Annotated in this window: 11 protein-coding genes and 1 pseudogene; 3 read left to right on the top strand and 9 right to left on the bottom strand. The window is 41.2% G+C overall.

Translation table 11 applies throughout. From position 1 onward, the window contains the following. Positions 1-93 precede the first annotated feature (93 nt). The 8 genes from miaB to BKK48_RS08115 all read right to left on the bottom strand — a co-directional run bounded on the left by miaB (position 94) and on the right by BKK48_RS08115 (position 10807). The gene (miaB, locus tag BKK48_RS08150) at positions 94-1518 is read right to left on the bottom strand and encodes a tRNA (N6-isopentenyl adenosine(37)-C2)-methylthiotransferase MiaB (RefSeq protein ID WP_077427693.1); all 1425 of its coding nucleotides are present in this window, start codon (positions 1516-1518) and stop codon (positions 94-96) included. Positions 1519-1659: 141 nt separating this feature from the next. Next, positions 1660-2484: a 3',5'-cyclic-AMP phosphodiesterase gene (cpdA, locus tag BKK48_RS08145; protein WP_077427691.1), complete on the bottom strand. Its 825-nt coding sequence runs from the start codon at positions 2482-2484 to the stop codon at positions 1660-1662. 15 nt (positions 2485-2499) lie between these two features. Then, a complete protein-coding gene (gene nudF, locus BKK48_RS08140) occupies positions 2500-3126 on the bottom strand; it encodes an ADP-ribose diphosphatase (protein ID WP_077427689.1) in 627 nt (208 codons plus the stop codon). Positions 3127-3324: 198 nt separating this feature from the next. After that, positions 3325-7236 carry an ATP-dependent RNA helicase HrpA gene (gene hrpA, locus BKK48_RS08135; protein WP_077427687.1) on the bottom strand — a complete coding sequence of 1304 codons (3912 nt, stop codon included), beginning with the start codon at positions 7234-7236 and terminating at the stop codon, positions 3325-3327. Beyond that, positions 7236-7610, bottom strand: coding sequence for a DUF423 domain-containing protein (locus BKK48_RS08130; RefSeq protein WP_077427685.1), 375 nt, complete (start codon positions 7608-7610; stop codon positions 7236-7238). Before BKK48_RS08130 ends, hrpA begins: the two co-directional genes overlap by 1 nt. Before the next feature lie 3 nt (positions 7611-7613). Next, positions 7614-8063 carry a DUF441 domain-containing protein gene (locus BKK48_RS08125; RefSeq protein WP_077427683.1) on the bottom strand — a complete coding sequence of 150 codons (450 nt, stop codon included), beginning with the start codon at positions 8061-8063 and terminating at the stop codon, positions 7614-7616. 93 nt (positions 8064-8156) lie between these two features. Next, positions 8157-9836: a DNA repair protein RecN gene (recN, locus tag BKK48_RS08120; RefSeq protein WP_077427681.1), complete on the bottom strand. Its 1680-nt coding sequence runs from the start codon at positions 9834-9836 to the stop codon at positions 8157-8159. Positions 9837-9916: 80 nt separating this feature from the next. Beyond that, a complete protein-coding gene (locus tag BKK48_RS08115) occupies positions 9917-10807 on the bottom strand; it encodes an NAD(+) kinase (RefSeq protein ID WP_077427679.1) in 891 nt (296 codons plus the stop codon). Between the two features lie 117 nt (positions 10808-10924). Here BKK48_RS08115 and grpE point away from each other — a divergent pair, with 117 nt between their 5' ends. The 3 genes from grpE (at position 10925) to tesB (ending at position 14834) form a co-directional block, all read left to right on the top strand. After that, on the top strand, positions 10925-11509 hold the full coding sequence (gene grpE, locus BKK48_RS08110; protein WP_077427677.1) for a nucleotide exchange factor GrpE: 585 nt from the start codon (positions 10925-10927) through the stop codon (positions 11507-11509). A 271-nt stretch (positions 11510-11780) separates the two neighbouring features. Next, positions 11781-13904 carry an anaerobic ribonucleoside-triphosphate reductase gene (gene nrdD, locus BKK48_RS08105; protein ID WP_077427675.1) on the top strand — a complete coding sequence of 708 codons (2124 nt, stop codon included), beginning with the start codon at positions 11781-11783 and terminating at the stop codon, positions 13902-13904. A 69-nt stretch (positions 13905-13973) separates the two neighbouring features. Then, positions 13974-14834, top strand: a complete 861-nt coding sequence (gene tesB / locus BKK48_RS08100) for an acyl-CoA thioesterase II (RefSeq protein ID WP_077427673.1) — start codon at positions 13974-13976, stop codon at positions 14832-14834. Between the two features lie 135 nt (positions 14835-14969). On the opposite strand, the pseudogene BKK48_RS10045 reads toward tesB, so the two are convergent. After that, positions 14970-15168, bottom strand: a pseudogene (locus tag BKK48_RS10045) (IS256 family transposase, variant Zn-binding type); the annotation flags it as partial.

The following is a 15168-nucleotide window of genomic DNA, read 5'->3' as shown; positions in this document are numbered from 1 at the left end:
TATGGAAAGAGGACAAGGATACTTTATCGGTTTAATGAGCAAAAAGCGCCCTAAAAGACAAATAAGGCCGGTATAAAACCGGCCTATTTAACCTTATCCGTGATAACGTCCAACGCCTAATTCATCCTCTTTTCGGGTTCGGTTCATCACTTCTTGTGGCGATTGGGAAATGCGTAATCCCATTTCATCTTCAGTGCGAACCACTTCCCCCCGTAAAGAATTGGTGTAAACATCGGTGATTTTCACATCAACAAATTTTCCGATCATCTCCGGTGAGCCTTGGAAATTCACAATACGGTTTGTTTCCGTTCTTCCGGTCAGTTCCATGATATCTTTTTTCGATGGTCCTTCAACCAACACCCGTTGCTCTGTTCCTAACATACGGCGACTAAATTGTGCAGCCTGTTGATTAATACGCTCTTGTAAAACATATAAGCGTTGTTTTTTCTCTTCTTCCGTCACATCATCAGGCATATCGGCGGCCGGTGTTCCCGGACGGGCGGAATAAACAAAGCTGAAACTCATATCAAAGTTCACTTGTGCGATAAGGTTCATGGTTTGCTCAAAATCTTCTGCGGTTTCTCCCGGGAAGCCTACAATAAAATCAGAGCTAATTTGAATATCTGGACGAACCGCGCGTAGCTTACGAATAATGGATTTATATTCTAATGCCGTATGGCTACGTTTCATCATCGTCAATACCCGATCCGAACCGGATTGAACCGGTAAATGCAGGAAGCTCACTAATTCCGGGGTATCACGATAGACATCAATAATATCATCGGTAAATTCAATGGGATGGCTTGTGGTGAAACGCAAACGGTCAATACCGTCAATGGAAGCCACTAAACGAAGTAATTCGGCAAAACTACAAATCTGCCCATCATGAGTCGGCCCACGATAAGCATTCACATTTTGACCGAGTAAATTCACTTCACGCACGCCCTGTTCTGCCAATTGGGCAATCTCAAAGAGAACATCATCCACCGGTCGGCTGACTTCTTCACCACGGGTGTAAGGCACGACACAGAAGGTGCAATATTTGTTACACCCCTCCATAATGGAAACAAAGGCGGTCGGCCCTTCTGCACGAGGCTCCGGTAAACGATCAAATTTTTCAATTTCAGGGAAGCTGACATCCACCACCGAACTTTTACCACCACGAATTTGATTAATCATTTCCGGTAATCGATGTAAGGTTTGCGGCCCAAAAATAATATCCACATAAGGGGCACGATGGCGGATATGCTCTCCCTCTTGCGATGCCACACAACCGCCCACCCCGATCACTAAATTCGGGTTATGCTTTTTTAATTCTTTCCAACGTCCTAACTGATGAAAGACTTTCTCTTGGGCTTTTTCACGAATAGAACAGGTGTTTAGTAATAATACATCCGCTTCTTCGGGAATGTCGGTCAATTCAAGTCCATGGGTGCTTAACAGTAAATCCGCCATTTTTGACGAATCATATTCATTCATCTGGCAGCCCCAAGTTTTAATATGTAATTTTTGTGTCATCTTTCCAAAATTATTAATCAATCCAATAAAAATAGTGGGCTATTGTACAAATTTGTCCCCATTCTTACCAGCCAAAATTTACCTCTTACGGTTTTTGAAAGTAAAAAATGCGGCCATTCTTGACCGCACTTTATCCTTTATTTAATACCCTTCTTCTTCCATATTCGGCAAAAACCTTGTTTGTGTAATCCGCTTTACTCTCGTCACAATCAAACCATCAGGATGCAATTCAATTTCCCGCCAACCGGGCTGTGCTTCATCAAGCGCAAAATGCTGGCTGTCGGCTTTAAACTGAATACAGGTTGAAGGGGTTGCCATCACTTGATAGCCTTGCCAAAAGCTATCTACCTGTTGATGAATATGCCCGTATAAAATCCCTTTTACATTTTTAAAGGGTAAAAGTATGTCAAATAAATCATGGGAATTACGCAAATTATGTTGATCAAGCCAAGCAGAATTGGTGGGCAATACATGGTGATGAAACACAATTAATGTATGATGTTCAGGATATTTTTCTAATGTGGTTTTCAACAAATCCAGTTGATATTGACTCAATTCGCCATGAGGCACGCCGTAAACTTGACTATCCAACAGCAAAATCTGCCAATGTGCGCCCAACAAAATATGTTTTGCCCTCTCCATAGGAGGTTGGTTGAGATTTTCCACCATTTTCGGTTGGAAATCATGATTACCGGGTATCCAAAATACCGGCACGCCAAAAGGTTTTACCATTTTCACAAAACGCTGATAGCCCTCATCACTGCTATCTTGCACTAAATCACCGGTTGTCAGTATGACATCAAACTCTCGGTTTTCTTGTTGAATTTCTTTCAAAACTTGGGCAAAACTGGCTTGGGTATTGATCCCCAATAATTCATTTTTTTCATCTTTAAATAAATGGGGATCGGTAATTTGTAATAATTTCACAATCGGCTTTTCGGCCTGATAGACAAACGTATTTTTCATAGATGACTCCTCACCTTACTGCCAACGTTGTTGCAACTGAGCATAATTTAATTGAAGCCATTGCAAACCCATCACTGCAATGCCATTATCAATTTTCCCTTCGCACATCCATTGATACGCCTGTTCACGTTTTACAACGTGTACGAGAATGTCTTCATTTTCACAAGCCAAACCGTGAATTCCTTTTGCTTTTGTACTATCCACCTCCCCTACGAATAAATGAATCCGTTCAACCACGCCACCGGGACTATCCCACACGCTAAGACAATGAGTGAGGTGTTTTACACTCACCCCGGCTTCTTCTTCACTTTCTCGCAAGGCCACCTCTTCCGGCCGTTCGCCTTTTTCTACCATACCGGCAATTAACTCCAATAACCAAGGAGAACGCTTTGATTCAGGATGATAAGCAGCCCCAATACGGACCTGCTCCACCAATACCACCGTATCTTCTTTCGGATCGTAAGCAATCACGGCAACGGCTGCACCTTTAATCAGTAATTCACGCTCTACAACACCACTTTCACCACCGGCAAAAAGTTTGTGTTTAAATTGAATTTTCTTGAGCGTGAAAAAGCCTTCATACAGGACATCCTCCTTCAGAATTTCAATATCACGCTGGCTAAACTGTTGAATTTCAGACATCTTTTTCTCCAAATACTGCGAGTGAAAATCATACGCTCAAAAGACAATAAAACAAATAAAAGGTTAATATTTTTTGTTGAAACTTTGACGTGGCTCACAAAAAATAAAATGCCAGTGATTGATTTATGATCACTGGCGCTTCACGATAAATCACTCGCTCTGTTTCAAAAGAATATTCTCTCTTTATTTTTCTCTTGGTTAATATTCGGAAATCAAATTCAAAATCCGTTTATCCGATACCTGATATTTTGTTCCCAACTGTTGGGCAAACAAACTCACGCGTAATTCTTCGATCATATAGCGAATTTCTGCCACCTCATCAGAAATTGGTTTGGATTTGGGTAATTTCGCCAATAATTGCTGATAAGCTTGTTGCACTTGCTCTACACGCAACATGGCTGCACGATCACGGTTTACATCTTGCGCCAGTTTATCAATACGCTTATCAATCGCTTGTAAATAACGCAATAGATCAGGCAAACGAGAATACCCACTTTTCTGCACAAAACCTTGATACACCAAACCGCTCAATTGCGATTTTATATCCGAAAGGGCAAACGCCATGGTGAAATCCATTTTACCTTTTAAACGTTGGTTTAATCCGTGACTAAAGGTTAAAATTTGTTCTACTTTTTGTGCGATATCCACCGTCACCTCATTCAGATTTTCACGCACAACATCCCGTAGTTTTTCAAACCCCTCTTCGCTCCACACAAAACCACCAAAATCTTCAATCAGTTTATCCACCGCACAAGCAATGCAATCATCAATTAAATCCAACACTCGCCCAAATGGGGTGAAATACAAACCAAGTTTCGCTTTATTCGGTAATTTTTCATGAAGATATTTAATAGGTGACGGAACGTTAAGTAGCAATAATCGGCGTAACCCTTGCTGCATTGCCACTTTTTGTTCAAACTCAGTTTCAAAAAGTTTGATCCCTACCGATTCTTTTTCATCGACCAACGCAGGAAAGGCTTTTACGCTGAAACCTTGTTTTTTTTGCTCATAAAATTGCGGCAAATCGGCAAAATTCCAAACATGTACACCTGTCTGTTCAATAGCATCATCGGCGACAGCAGAAAGGCTTTCCTGCACACGTTCTTTAAGATCAAATTTGAGCCGATCCAAATCCATGGATTCGGCAATTTTCTTGCCTTTTTCATCCACCACACGGAAGGTCATTTTTAAATGACTTGGAATTTGTGCCCAATTCCAATGTTCCGCTTCCACTGTTACACCGGTCATACGACGCAATTCGTAAATAAGCGTATCCAGCAACGGTTTTTCTAAAGGAACTGCCCGGCCTAAAAATGCTTGGGCATAATTCGGTGCCGGAACAAAATGACGGCGATGGGTTTTTGGCAACGATTTAATCAACGCAATCACTAATTCCTCTCGTAATCCTGGAATTTGCCAGTCAAAGCCTGTCATTTCTACCTGATTAAGCAATGGTAGAGGAATATGCACCGTCACACCGTCCGCCTCTGTGCCCGGTTCAAATTGATAGGTGAGTTTCAGCTTTAGATTGCCTTGATGCCAAAAATTAGGGAAATCCAGTTTACTAACTTTGTCCGCCCCTTCATTAATAAGAAAAGCGCGTTCAAAATTCAATAATTCCCCATCCTGTTTTGAGGCTTTTTTCCACCAAGTATCAAAATGTTTTTGTGAAACCACTTCGGTGCCGATACGTTGATCGTAAAATTCGAAAAGGGCCCGTTCATCAACCAAAATATCTCGACGACGACTTTTATGCTCCAATTCCTCAATTTCATTAATCAATCTTTGATTTTGTTTGAAGAAATGATGTTTGGTATGCCAATTCCCTTCCACTAAAGCCGATTGAATAAAAATCTCTCGGCTCACAATTGGGTCAATCGCACCATAATTTACCGCTCTTGCCTGCACAATCGGCACACCGTATAAACTCACTTTTTCATCGGCTATCACTGCACCACGAGATTTTGACCAACGAGGCTCTGCATAAGATTTTTTCACCAAATGCTCAGCAAGTGGCTCTATCCATTCCGGTTCAATTTCTGCCACCATTCGCCCCCAAAGTTTTGAGGTCTCCACCAATTCTGCCGCCATCACCCATTTCGGCTGTTTTTTGAAAAGGACGGAGTTAGGAAAAATGGCAAAATGGGCATTACGGGCGCCAAGATACTGTTGTTTTTCCACTTCTTTCAGCCCGATGTGTAACAATAAACCACTTAAAAGTGCGCTATGGATTTGTTGGTATTGCGCTTTTTCAGAATTAATCGGTAGCCCCATTTCTCGCACAGAAAGACGAATTTGATGATAAATATCCTGCCATTCTCGGATGCGTAAGTAATTTAAGAAATCTTTTTGACACTGGCGGCGAAATTGATTTTTACTCAAGTTTTTTTGCTGTTCTTGAACATAATGCCAAAGATTTAAGAATGCCAAGAAATCGGATTTTTTATCGGCAAAACGGCGATGTTTTTCATCTGCGGCTTGTTGTTTTTCCGTTGGGCGTTCACGGGGGTCTTGAATGGAGAGTGCGGAAACGATCACCATCGCTTCATAAACACAAGCAAAATTGACCGCACTTAGCAACATTTTTGCTAACCGGGGATCAACCGGCAGTTGGGCAAGCTGACGGCCAGTTTGGGTTAATCGGCGTTTTTCACCTGATTTTGTTTTAATGGTTTCAAATGCCTCTAACTCTTCTAACAATTTCACGCCATCTTGGATATGCCGTCTATCCGGCGCATCAACAAAAGGAAAAGCTTCAATATCATCCAAGCCCAATGCGGTCATTTGTAAAATCACAGAGGCTAAATTGGTGCGTAAAATTTCAGGATCGGTAAATTCAGGGCGAGAATTAAAATCTTCCTCGGAATAAAGACGAATACAGATGCCTTCACTCACCCGTCCACAACGCCCTTTACGCTGATTAGCAGAAGCCTGTGAAATCGGCTCAATGGGCAAGCGTTGAACTTTCGTCCGATAGCTATAACGGGAAATTCGAGCCGTACCGGGGTCAATTACATATTTAATGCCCGGTACGGTAAGCGAGGTTTCTGCCACATTCGTGGCAAGGACAATGCGATTTAATCCGCTAGGATGAAAAATTTTATTTTGTTCCTGTGCAGAAAGGCGGGCAAAGAGTGGGAGAATTTCCGTATGTTTCAAATTTTGTTTCTGTAACGCTTCTGCGGTATCACGAATTTCTCGCTCGCCATTCATAAAAATTAAAATATCGCCTCTGCCTTCTGACTGAAGCTCATCCACCGCATTTAAAATCCCTTGTAACTGATCTTGATCCTCTTCATCAGCAATAGGGCGGTAACGCACTTCCACAGGATAGGTTCTGCCGGAGACTTCAATAATCGGCGCATTGTTGAAATGTTTAGAAAAACGTTCCACATCAATGGTGGCGGAGGTAATGATGATTTTTAAATCCGGGCGGCGGGGTAAAAGCTGTTTGAGATAACCAAGAATAAAATCATTGTTAAGACTGCGTTCGTGGGCTTCATCAATAATCAAACAGGAATATTGATTAAGAAAACGATCCGTTTGAATTTCTGCCAGCAAAATCCCATCAGTCATTAGTTTGATTTGGGTATTCTCACTGATTTGGTCATTGAAACGGACTTTATATCCCACCAAATCCCCTAATTCCGTTTGTAATTCTTCTGCAATACGAGTGGCAACAGAACGGGCGGCAATACGGCGAGGTTGAGTATGTCCAATCATTCCTAATCGACCTAACCCTAAGGCTAAGCACATTTTCGGCAACTGGGTGGTTTTGCCCGATCCTGTTTCCCCTGCGACCACAATGACTTGGTGTTCCGATATCCGTTTTTCAATTTCCGCTCTACGTTGGCTAACCGGCAGATCAGCAGGAAAAACAATCGGATTTTTAACCGCACTTTCACGACATGCCACACGCCATTTTGCCTGCTGGATTTGTTGTTCAATTTCCGATGCCACCGCTTGTTGTGCATCTTGATTTTTAATTTTCGCCATGCCCTGAATACGCGAAAATAACCGACGCTTTTCCACCAGCATCAGGTTATCCAGTTGGGCAATAAGGGCTTGTTGTAAAGGATTAAATTCGGATTTTATCGTTCTTTTTTTCATTATTCTGATTTCGTTTTTAGACTACCGTAAGCGAGGCAAAGCCAGCCGACTAAAAATAACGTACCGCCAAGCGGTGTAAGCCAAGCCATCCCCTTACCTGCACCAAAGGCAAGAGCATATAAACTGCCACTGAAAAAAACGATTCCTACCGACCATGCCATGGCGGCCAAGCTTACAAATCTGTCATTTTTCCACGCTGACAAGCCAACAGCTAAAATCGCTAAGGTATGAAAGAGTTGATATTTCAGACCGGTATCAATCCACGCCAGAGCTTTGGCCTCTAAAATATGGGTTAAACCATGTGCTGCCAATGCCCCCAATGCCACACAGAAAAAACCGCTTAATGCGGCTATAAATAACCATTTATTTTTCATCTATCATTTTCCTAACAATAATGCCAACATGCCGGCTGCGATAAGCGGCCCAACGGGAATGCCTCCCAAAAAAGCAACGCCGGCCACCGTACCAATTAATAGCCCGGTCACCAATACCGGTTGTTCCCCCATTAGGGAAACACCTTTTCCTGCCAGCCAGGCCACAAAGACACCCACTACGATAGAAAGTGCCATTTTCCAGCTGAGAAAATCCGTTAAGTTCGGGAGCTTGATTTTTCCTGAAACCAGCGGACTTAATACACCCGCAGTCAGAATGATGATCCCAATTTTTAAACCATATTTTTCAACAAATGGAATGTATTGAGATAAAAAAGTTTGCTGCATAATCAACAACACAGCGGCAGAAATAGTGATAGCACTATTATGGCTTACCACCCCAAGAATGATTAAAACGACCAGTAATAGTGCGATCATATTCAGTTGTAATGACATAGCTGACCCAACATTGCGATAAACTTTTGAAGAAATAAATGGGGCGGATTATAGCAATTTCTTTATTTTCTGTGTTTTTTATTTCCCTTTGTTTTACTCACAGGCTGAATCCAACATTTCTTTCGCATTAGCTAAAGCAAGCTCTGTCACTTGGCTTCCCCCTAATAAACGTGCTAATGCGGGGATACGTTCATCTTGAGAAAGTGCGGTCATTTTGGTTTCCGTTTTTCCCTCTAGCGTAAATTTTTCAACATTAAATTGATGATGTCCGCAACTGGCGACCTGCGGTAAATGGGTGACGCAAAGCACTTGACATTGATTGCCCAATTGGCGTAATAATTTGCCCACCACACTAGCGGTTGAACCACTAATTCCTACATCCACTTCATCAAAGATAAGGGTTGGAATCGCCGATTGATCTGAGGTTAACACTTGAATGGCTAATGAGATTCGAGAAAGCTCCCCCCCTGAAGCTACTTTAGCGAGCGGTTGAGGCTGTTGCCCAAGGTTACTGCGTAAAGTAAAAATAATCTGATCTGCCCCATTTGCGGTAATTTTTTCATCATCCGTTTTCAACTCTACATAAAATTGCGCATTTTCCATTGCAAGCTGTTTAATGGAATCTGTGACTTGTTTCGCCAAGAGATCAGCAGATTTTTGACGACTTGCCGTTAACGCATTTGCAGTAGCCTGCATTTGTGTGAAAGCGGCTTTTTCTTGTGCAATTAACGCTTCTTCACTTTCAGAAAAATCTAAAAGTGCGGTCAATTCTGCTTTTAATTTTTGATGCCATTCAACTAATTCTTCAGGTTTCACCTGATGTTTTCTTGCCAACTGTAAGGCTTGTCCCATACGCTGATCGATTTCTTGCAATAACATCGGATCTTGTTCGATATTGGAGGACAAGTGTTGCACTTCAGTTGTGGCTTCTTGCACTTGAATCAGTGCTTCATTTAATAAGTTCTGAACATCAGTATAACGGGGATCAAGATCAGCCAATTCATGAATATATTGCGTAGCACGGTAGAGCATCGTATCAATATTCACCGTTTCATTTTCACTTAAAAGTTGTAAGGCTGATTGAGAAAGGTGGGTGAGCTGTTCGCTGTTTGATAAACGGCGGTGCTCTTCTTCTAATTCAAGGTATTCATTCGGGCGGAGGTGAAATTCGTCTAACTCTTCAACTTGATATTGTAATAGCTGTTTTCTCGATTCATTTTCCGCTACTTTTTGTTGAAATGTCTTCACTTGTGTTTGCAAATTTTTCCATGCCCGATAATCATCACGCATTTGATTGAGTAAATCGGTATGTTGTGCAAAACCGTCCACTAATTGAAGTTGATAGTCATTTTTAAGTAACAGTTGAGAAGCGTGTTGACCATTAATATGGATCAAATATTGTCCAATTTCCTTAAGTTGAGCCGCTGAAACCGGTGTGCTATTGATAAAGGCTTTAGAACGCCCATCAGCATTGATGATGCGGCGTAAAATACATTCGGAAGGATTTTCCGCATCTTGCAATTCCTGTTCTTGTAACCACTGATAGGCAGGATTATGTGGCTCAAGATAAAAACCGGCACAAATTTCTGCCCGCTCTTGCCCCTCTCTGACCATCGCACTTTCGACACGTTGCCCTAAGCATAAACCCAGTGCATCAATAGCAATGGATTTACCTGCCCCGGTTTCACCGGTAATCACAGACATGCCTTTGGCAAATTCAATATCTAACTGGCGAACAATCGCAAAATTATTAATAGTAAGTTGGGTGAGCATAATAAAAAAATCCTTAATCACTGTATATTTGTCATATTAATACTGACTTAATATACAGTAAAGGATTTTTTTATGTTTCTTTAGAAATTTTTTAACCAGCCCAGTTTTGTGCTTAATACATTGTAATAATGGTAATTTTTGAGATGAAGTAGGCGGAGTTTGTGTTCACTTTTAGCAATATGAACCACATCATCCGGTGAAAAACTCAATGCAATCTGGCTATCGCACCCCACTTCCAATTGGGAGGTATTATGTTCAGCAAAGCGAATAGAAATTTGACTATCGCCATCAATCACAAGGGGGCGTGATGAGAGAGTGTGAGGAAACATCGGCACAAGTGCCATGGCATTTAAATTGGGTGTCAAAATCGGCCCGCCCGCCGAGAGAGAATAAGCGGTCGATCCGGTTGGTGTCGAAACGATCAATCCATCGGAACGCTGAGAAAACGCAAATTTATCATTAATATACACATGGAAATCAATCATATGGGCAATTTTTGCCGGGTGAATCACGGCTTCATTGATGGCATTCCCTCTTGCTACAATTTCACCATTTCGCTCAATTTGGGCTTCTAAAAGAAAACGTTCTTCCACAAAAAATTCACCTTGCTCTAAGCAGGCTTCCAATTGGGCATAAGCATTTTTTGGATCGATATCTGTTAAAAATCCAAGATTTCCCCGGTTAATGCCAATAAGCGGAATATTATATTTCGCCAAAATACGGGCACGCCCAAGCATATTGCCATCGCCCCCAATAACAATGACAAGCTGTGCCGATTGCCCAATTTGTTCTAAAGTCGCCAAGGTGTGTGCGGGCAGTGCCAGTTTTTCTGCCACCTCTTTTTCTACCAACACCTGATAGCCACGCTCAACCAGCCAATGGTAAACATTTTTGTGCATTTGCAGGTTCACATCATTGCGTGGTTTTCCTGCTAACCCGATAATTTTAAAAGAATTGTGTAACTCGTTCATTGGTACTCAATTTAGGCGAATATTGACCGCACTTGAATTCAAAATTTTCGCCATTATATTACATAGCACTTTAATTTTGCTAAAATACCGCCAATTTTTGAATGAATGGAGAAGAAAATGTCTGAACAAGCACAAAAGCCGAATGTAGATGAAGAAAAAGTTGAAGAAATTCAACAAGAAGCGGTTGAACCGGTTGAAACTGACGATCCTTTAGAAGAGGCCATTGCCCGTGTTCAAGAATTAGAAGAACAACTCAAAGCACAAATTGAAGAAAGTGCTAAAAAGGAACAAGATCTTTTACTTCGCACCCGTGCTGAAATTGACAATATTCGCCGCCGTACCGAGCAAGATGTGGAAAAAGCCCATAAATTCGCTTTAGAAAAATTCTCAAAAGACTTGTTAAACACCGTTGATAATTTAGAACGAGCGTTGGCAACGCCGGCCAATACGGAAGATGAAAGTATTAAAGCATTATTTGATGGTGTTGAACTCACCTTAAAAGAGCTGATTTCAACCTTAGATCGCTATGGTGTGGAAGCGGTTGGTGCTGTCGGTGAAAGTTTCAACCCGGATTTACACCAAGCGATTTCCATGCAACCGGCGGAAGGATTTGAATCCAATCAAATCACAACGGTGTTACAAAAAGGCTATACACTAAATGGCCGTGTTATTCGCCCGGCAATGGTGATGGTGGCAGCATAAGCTTTAACATACGAACAAAAGAGCGGTCGATTTTTCGGCCGTTTTTTGTTTCTCTCCCCTTTCAAAATTTGATCAAGATCAAAGAAATGACATTTTATTTGAGATCAATTCTCATTAATAAAATATTCCTATCCCCAGTAAAATCAAGCTTTCATCGATAACCAAATTCATAAAACCTAACAAAAACACTACATATTGTGTGTTGCTTATATTTTTATATCCATATATAGTGCCATTCACTTTTTTCATACATTCCTAGACGGAGCAGATAATGACAAGTTTTAGTGTGATTAAACGTGATGGATCACGAGTGGATTTTGAAATTCAACGCATTATCCACGCTATCAAAAAAGCGGCAAATGCGGTGAATATTCAGGATGAATTTTATTGTCACCAAATTGGTCATGATGTCGGCAATGAAATCTTTAGCCTCCATCAACAAGAAATCGACATCAATCAAATCCAAAAAATCGTTGAAGATAAATTAATGGCAAGCCGCTATCCTCAAATTGCACGCGCTTATATTGAATATCGTCACGATCGTGATTTAGCTCGTGAAAAACGCAGCAAACTCAATAAAGAAATTGAGGGATTAATTGAACAAAGCAATGTGGAATTGCTAAATGAGAATGCCAATAAAGATGCGAAGGTTATCCCAACCCAACGGGATTTACTCGCCGGCATTGTGGCAAAACATTATGCCAAACACCATATCCTGCCTCGTGATGTAGTAGAAGCCCATGAGAAAGGGGAAATTCATTATCATGATTTAGACTATGCGCCTTTTTTCCCCATGTTCAATTGTATGTTAGTGGATTTAAAAGGTATGCTTTCCCAAGGATTTAAAATGGGCAATGCTGAAATTGAACCGCCCAAATCCATTAGCACAGCAACGGCCGTCACCGCACAAATTATTGCACAAGTTGCCAGCCATATTTACGGCGGTACCACCATTAATCGTATTGATGAAGTGCTAGCGCCTTATGTTCAAATCAGCTATGAAAAACATTTAAAAAATGCCGAACAATGGCAAATCCCGGATGCACAGGGTTATGCAAAAGCCTTAATTGAAAAAGAATGTTTTGACGCCTTTCAATCTTTAGAATATGAAGTGAACACCTTACACACCTCAAACGGACAAACCCCTTTTGTCACCTTTGGGTTCGGCTTAGGTACGAGTTGGCAAGCCCGTTTAATTCAACAAGCTATTTTAAAAAATCGTATTCGTGGTTTGGGTAAAAACCACAAAACACCGGTTTTCCCTAAACTCGTGTTCACCATTAAAAAAGGACTTAACCAAGCCAAAGGCGACCCAAATTACGATATTAAACAGTTAGCGCTTGAATGTGCCTCTAAACGCATGTATCCGGATATCCTCAATTATGATCAAGTAGTGAAGGTTACCGGCTCTTTTAAAGCCCCAATGGGCTGCCGTAGTTTCTTAGGGGCTTATGAAGAACAAGGCACAGAAATTCACGATGGGCGCAACAATTTAGGCGTAGTGAGCCTGAATTTACCGCGTATCGCTTTAGAAGCAAAAAACGAGGCAGAATTCTACCGCACTTTGGATGAGCGTCTTGCTATCGCTAAAAAAGCCTTAATGACAAGAATTGCCCGCCTTGAAAACACCAAAGCACGAGTTGCCCCTATTCTTTATATGGAGGGAGCTTGTGGCGTACGTTTAAATGCAGATGATAATGTCGCACAAATTTTCAAAAATGGGCGAGCTTCGATTTCACTCGGCTACATTGGTATTCATGAAACCGTCAATGCGCTTTATCAAAAAGGGCATATTTTTGATGATGAACAATTGCGTGAAAAAGGTATTGAGATCGTTCGCCACCTACATCATGCCGTAAAACAATGGCAACAAGAAACAGGCTATGCTTTCAGCCTTTATTCTACGCCGAGTGAAAACCTATGCGACCGTTTCTGTCGTTTAGATACTAAACAATTTGGGGTGATTGAGGGGGTGACCGATAAAGGCTACTACACCAACAGTTATCATTTAGATGTTGAAAAGAAAGTGAATCCTTACGATAAATTGGATTTTGAAATGCCCTACCCGCCTTTAGCCAGTGGCGGCTTTATTTGCTATGGCGAATATCCGAATATTCAGCATAACTTAAAAGCGCTGGAAGATGTGTGGGATTACAGCTATGACCGTGTCCCTTACTATGGCACAAACACCCCTATTGACGAATGCTACGAATGTGGCTTCACCGGTGAATTCCACTGCACCAGCAAAGGTTTTGTTTGCCCGAAATGCGGCAATCACGAAAGCAGTAAAGTTTCCGTCACCCGCCGTGTATGCGGTTATTTAGGCAGCCCCGATGCACGCCCATTTAATGCGGGGAAACAAGAAGAGGTGAAGCGTCGGGTAAAACATCTTTAATGGAAGCACTTATTCTTATGCTAAAATGGCTCACTCTCAATGAGCCATTTTTTTGTAAAGGAAGGCATTATGCAAAGCAGTCTTGATCATTTAATTGAACTCTTAAAATTAGAAAAAATTGACGATTTAATTTTTCGTGGAGAAAGTCAAGATTTGGGGCTTCGTCAAGTATTTGGCGGGCAAGTGGTGGCACAGGCACTTTCGGCAGCGATGCAAGTTGCGCCGAAAGATCGAATTTTACATTCATGCCATGCTTATTTTCTTGCTCCGGGAGAGAGCCAATATCCAATTATTTACGATGTTGAAACCTTGCGTGAAGGGCGAAATTTTTCAGCCCTAAGGGTGAAAGCCATTCAGCATAACGAAGTGATTTGTCATATCACCGCTTCCTTTCAAATGAATGAAGAAGGCTTTGAGCATCAAAGCACCATGCCTGATGTCGGGCAACCGGAAAGTTTTCTCGATGAAAACATGATGATACAAAAAATGGCCGTAAATTTACCTTCACCATTAAAAGAAAAATTTGTCGTAGAACGTCCTTTTGAGATGCGAACAAAATATCTCAATAACCCATTTAAGGGTATGAAACTGCCGGCTGAACAATACTCATGGTTTAAAACGCAGGGAAAAGCCCCGCTTGATTTGCCTACTCAGCAATGTTTACTCGCTTATTTCTCTGATTTTCACTGCATTTTGACCGCACTTCACCCTCATGAAAAAGGCTTTTTGCAACAAGGAATGAAAGTGGCCACTATTGACCACAGTATTTGGTTTCATCGTCCATTTGATTTAAATCACTGGCATCTCCATGCTATCGAGAGTAATAATGCCTTTGGTGGACGTGGGCTGGCAAGAGGGCAAATTTTTTCACAAGAGGGAAAACTGATTGCGACCACCCAACAAGAAGGGCTAATTCGCTATCAAAAATAGCAGGTTTCAAATCATTGTTAGATAAAAAAGAGAAAGTGCCTCTATCATTGTTTAAAAAGAGGCTTAATGGACAAAAGTGTGGGATTTTTTCGCTAAAATCTCACATTTCTAGGTTTAATGGACAAAGGTGTGGGATTAGTTACTCTTCCGGTTTAAAAAATCCTTTATAAACAAAATCTTATTTATTCTTTTTAACCCATTATGCACAGATAATTTTTGTTTAAGTTCCTTAAATAACCCTTCAATTCTATTTGTTGTTTTTTCTATTTTTAAATCAGGGTACTTTTCATAAGTAAATAAATAATCCATGTACCGTTTCAAACTATTATAGGCA

This window comes from Rodentibacter heidelbergensis (assembly GCF_002000125.1).
Lineage (GTDB): Bacteria > Pseudomonadota > Gammaproteobacteria > Enterobacterales > Pasteurellaceae > Rodentibacter > Rodentibacter heidelbergensis.
This window is presented reverse-complemented; position numbering and strand designations above follow the sequence as displayed.

Excerpts from the sequence above, each read along its gene's own strand:
- miaB (WP_077427693.1), bottom strand. The coding sequence starts at position 1,518 with ATGACACAAAAATTACATATTAAAACTTGGGGCTGCCAGATGAATGAA.
- cpdA (WP_077427691.1), bottom strand. The coding sequence starts at position 2,484 with ATGAAAAATACGTTTGTCTATCAGGCCGAAAAGCCGATTGTGAAATTA.
- nudF (WP_077427689.1), bottom strand. The coding sequence starts at position 3,126 with ATGTCTGAAATTCAACAGTTTAGCCAGCGTGATATTGAAATTCTGAAG.
- hrpA (WP_077427687.1), bottom strand. The coding sequence starts at position 7,236 with ATGAAAAAAAGAACGATAAAATCCGAATTTAATCCTTTACAACAAGCC.
- BKK48_RS08130 (WP_077427685.1), bottom strand. The coding sequence starts at position 7,610 with ATGAAAAATAAATGGTTATTTATAGCCGCATTAAGCGGTTTTTTCTGT.
- BKK48_RS08125 (WP_077427683.1), bottom strand. The coding sequence starts at position 8,063 with ATGTCATTACAACTGAATATGATCGCACTATTACTGGTCGTTTTAATC.
- recN (WP_077427681.1), bottom strand. The coding sequence starts at position 9,836 with ATGCTCACCCAACTTACTATTAATAATTTTGCGATTGTTCGCCAGTTA.
- BKK48_RS08115 (WP_077427679.1), bottom strand. The coding sequence starts at position 10,807 with ATGAACGAGTTACACAATTCTTTTAAAATTATCGGGTTAGCAGGAAAA.
- grpE (WP_077427677.1), top strand. The coding sequence starts at position 10,925 with ATGTCTGAACAAGCACAAAAGCCGAATGTAGATGAAGAAAAAGTTGAA.
- nrdD (WP_077427675.1), top strand. The coding sequence starts at position 11,781 with ATGACAAGTTTTAGTGTGATTAAACGTGATGGATCACGAGTGGATTTT.
- tesB (WP_077427673.1), top strand. The coding sequence starts at position 13,974 with ATGCAAAGCAGTCTTGATCATTTAATTGAACTCTTAAAATTAGAAAAA.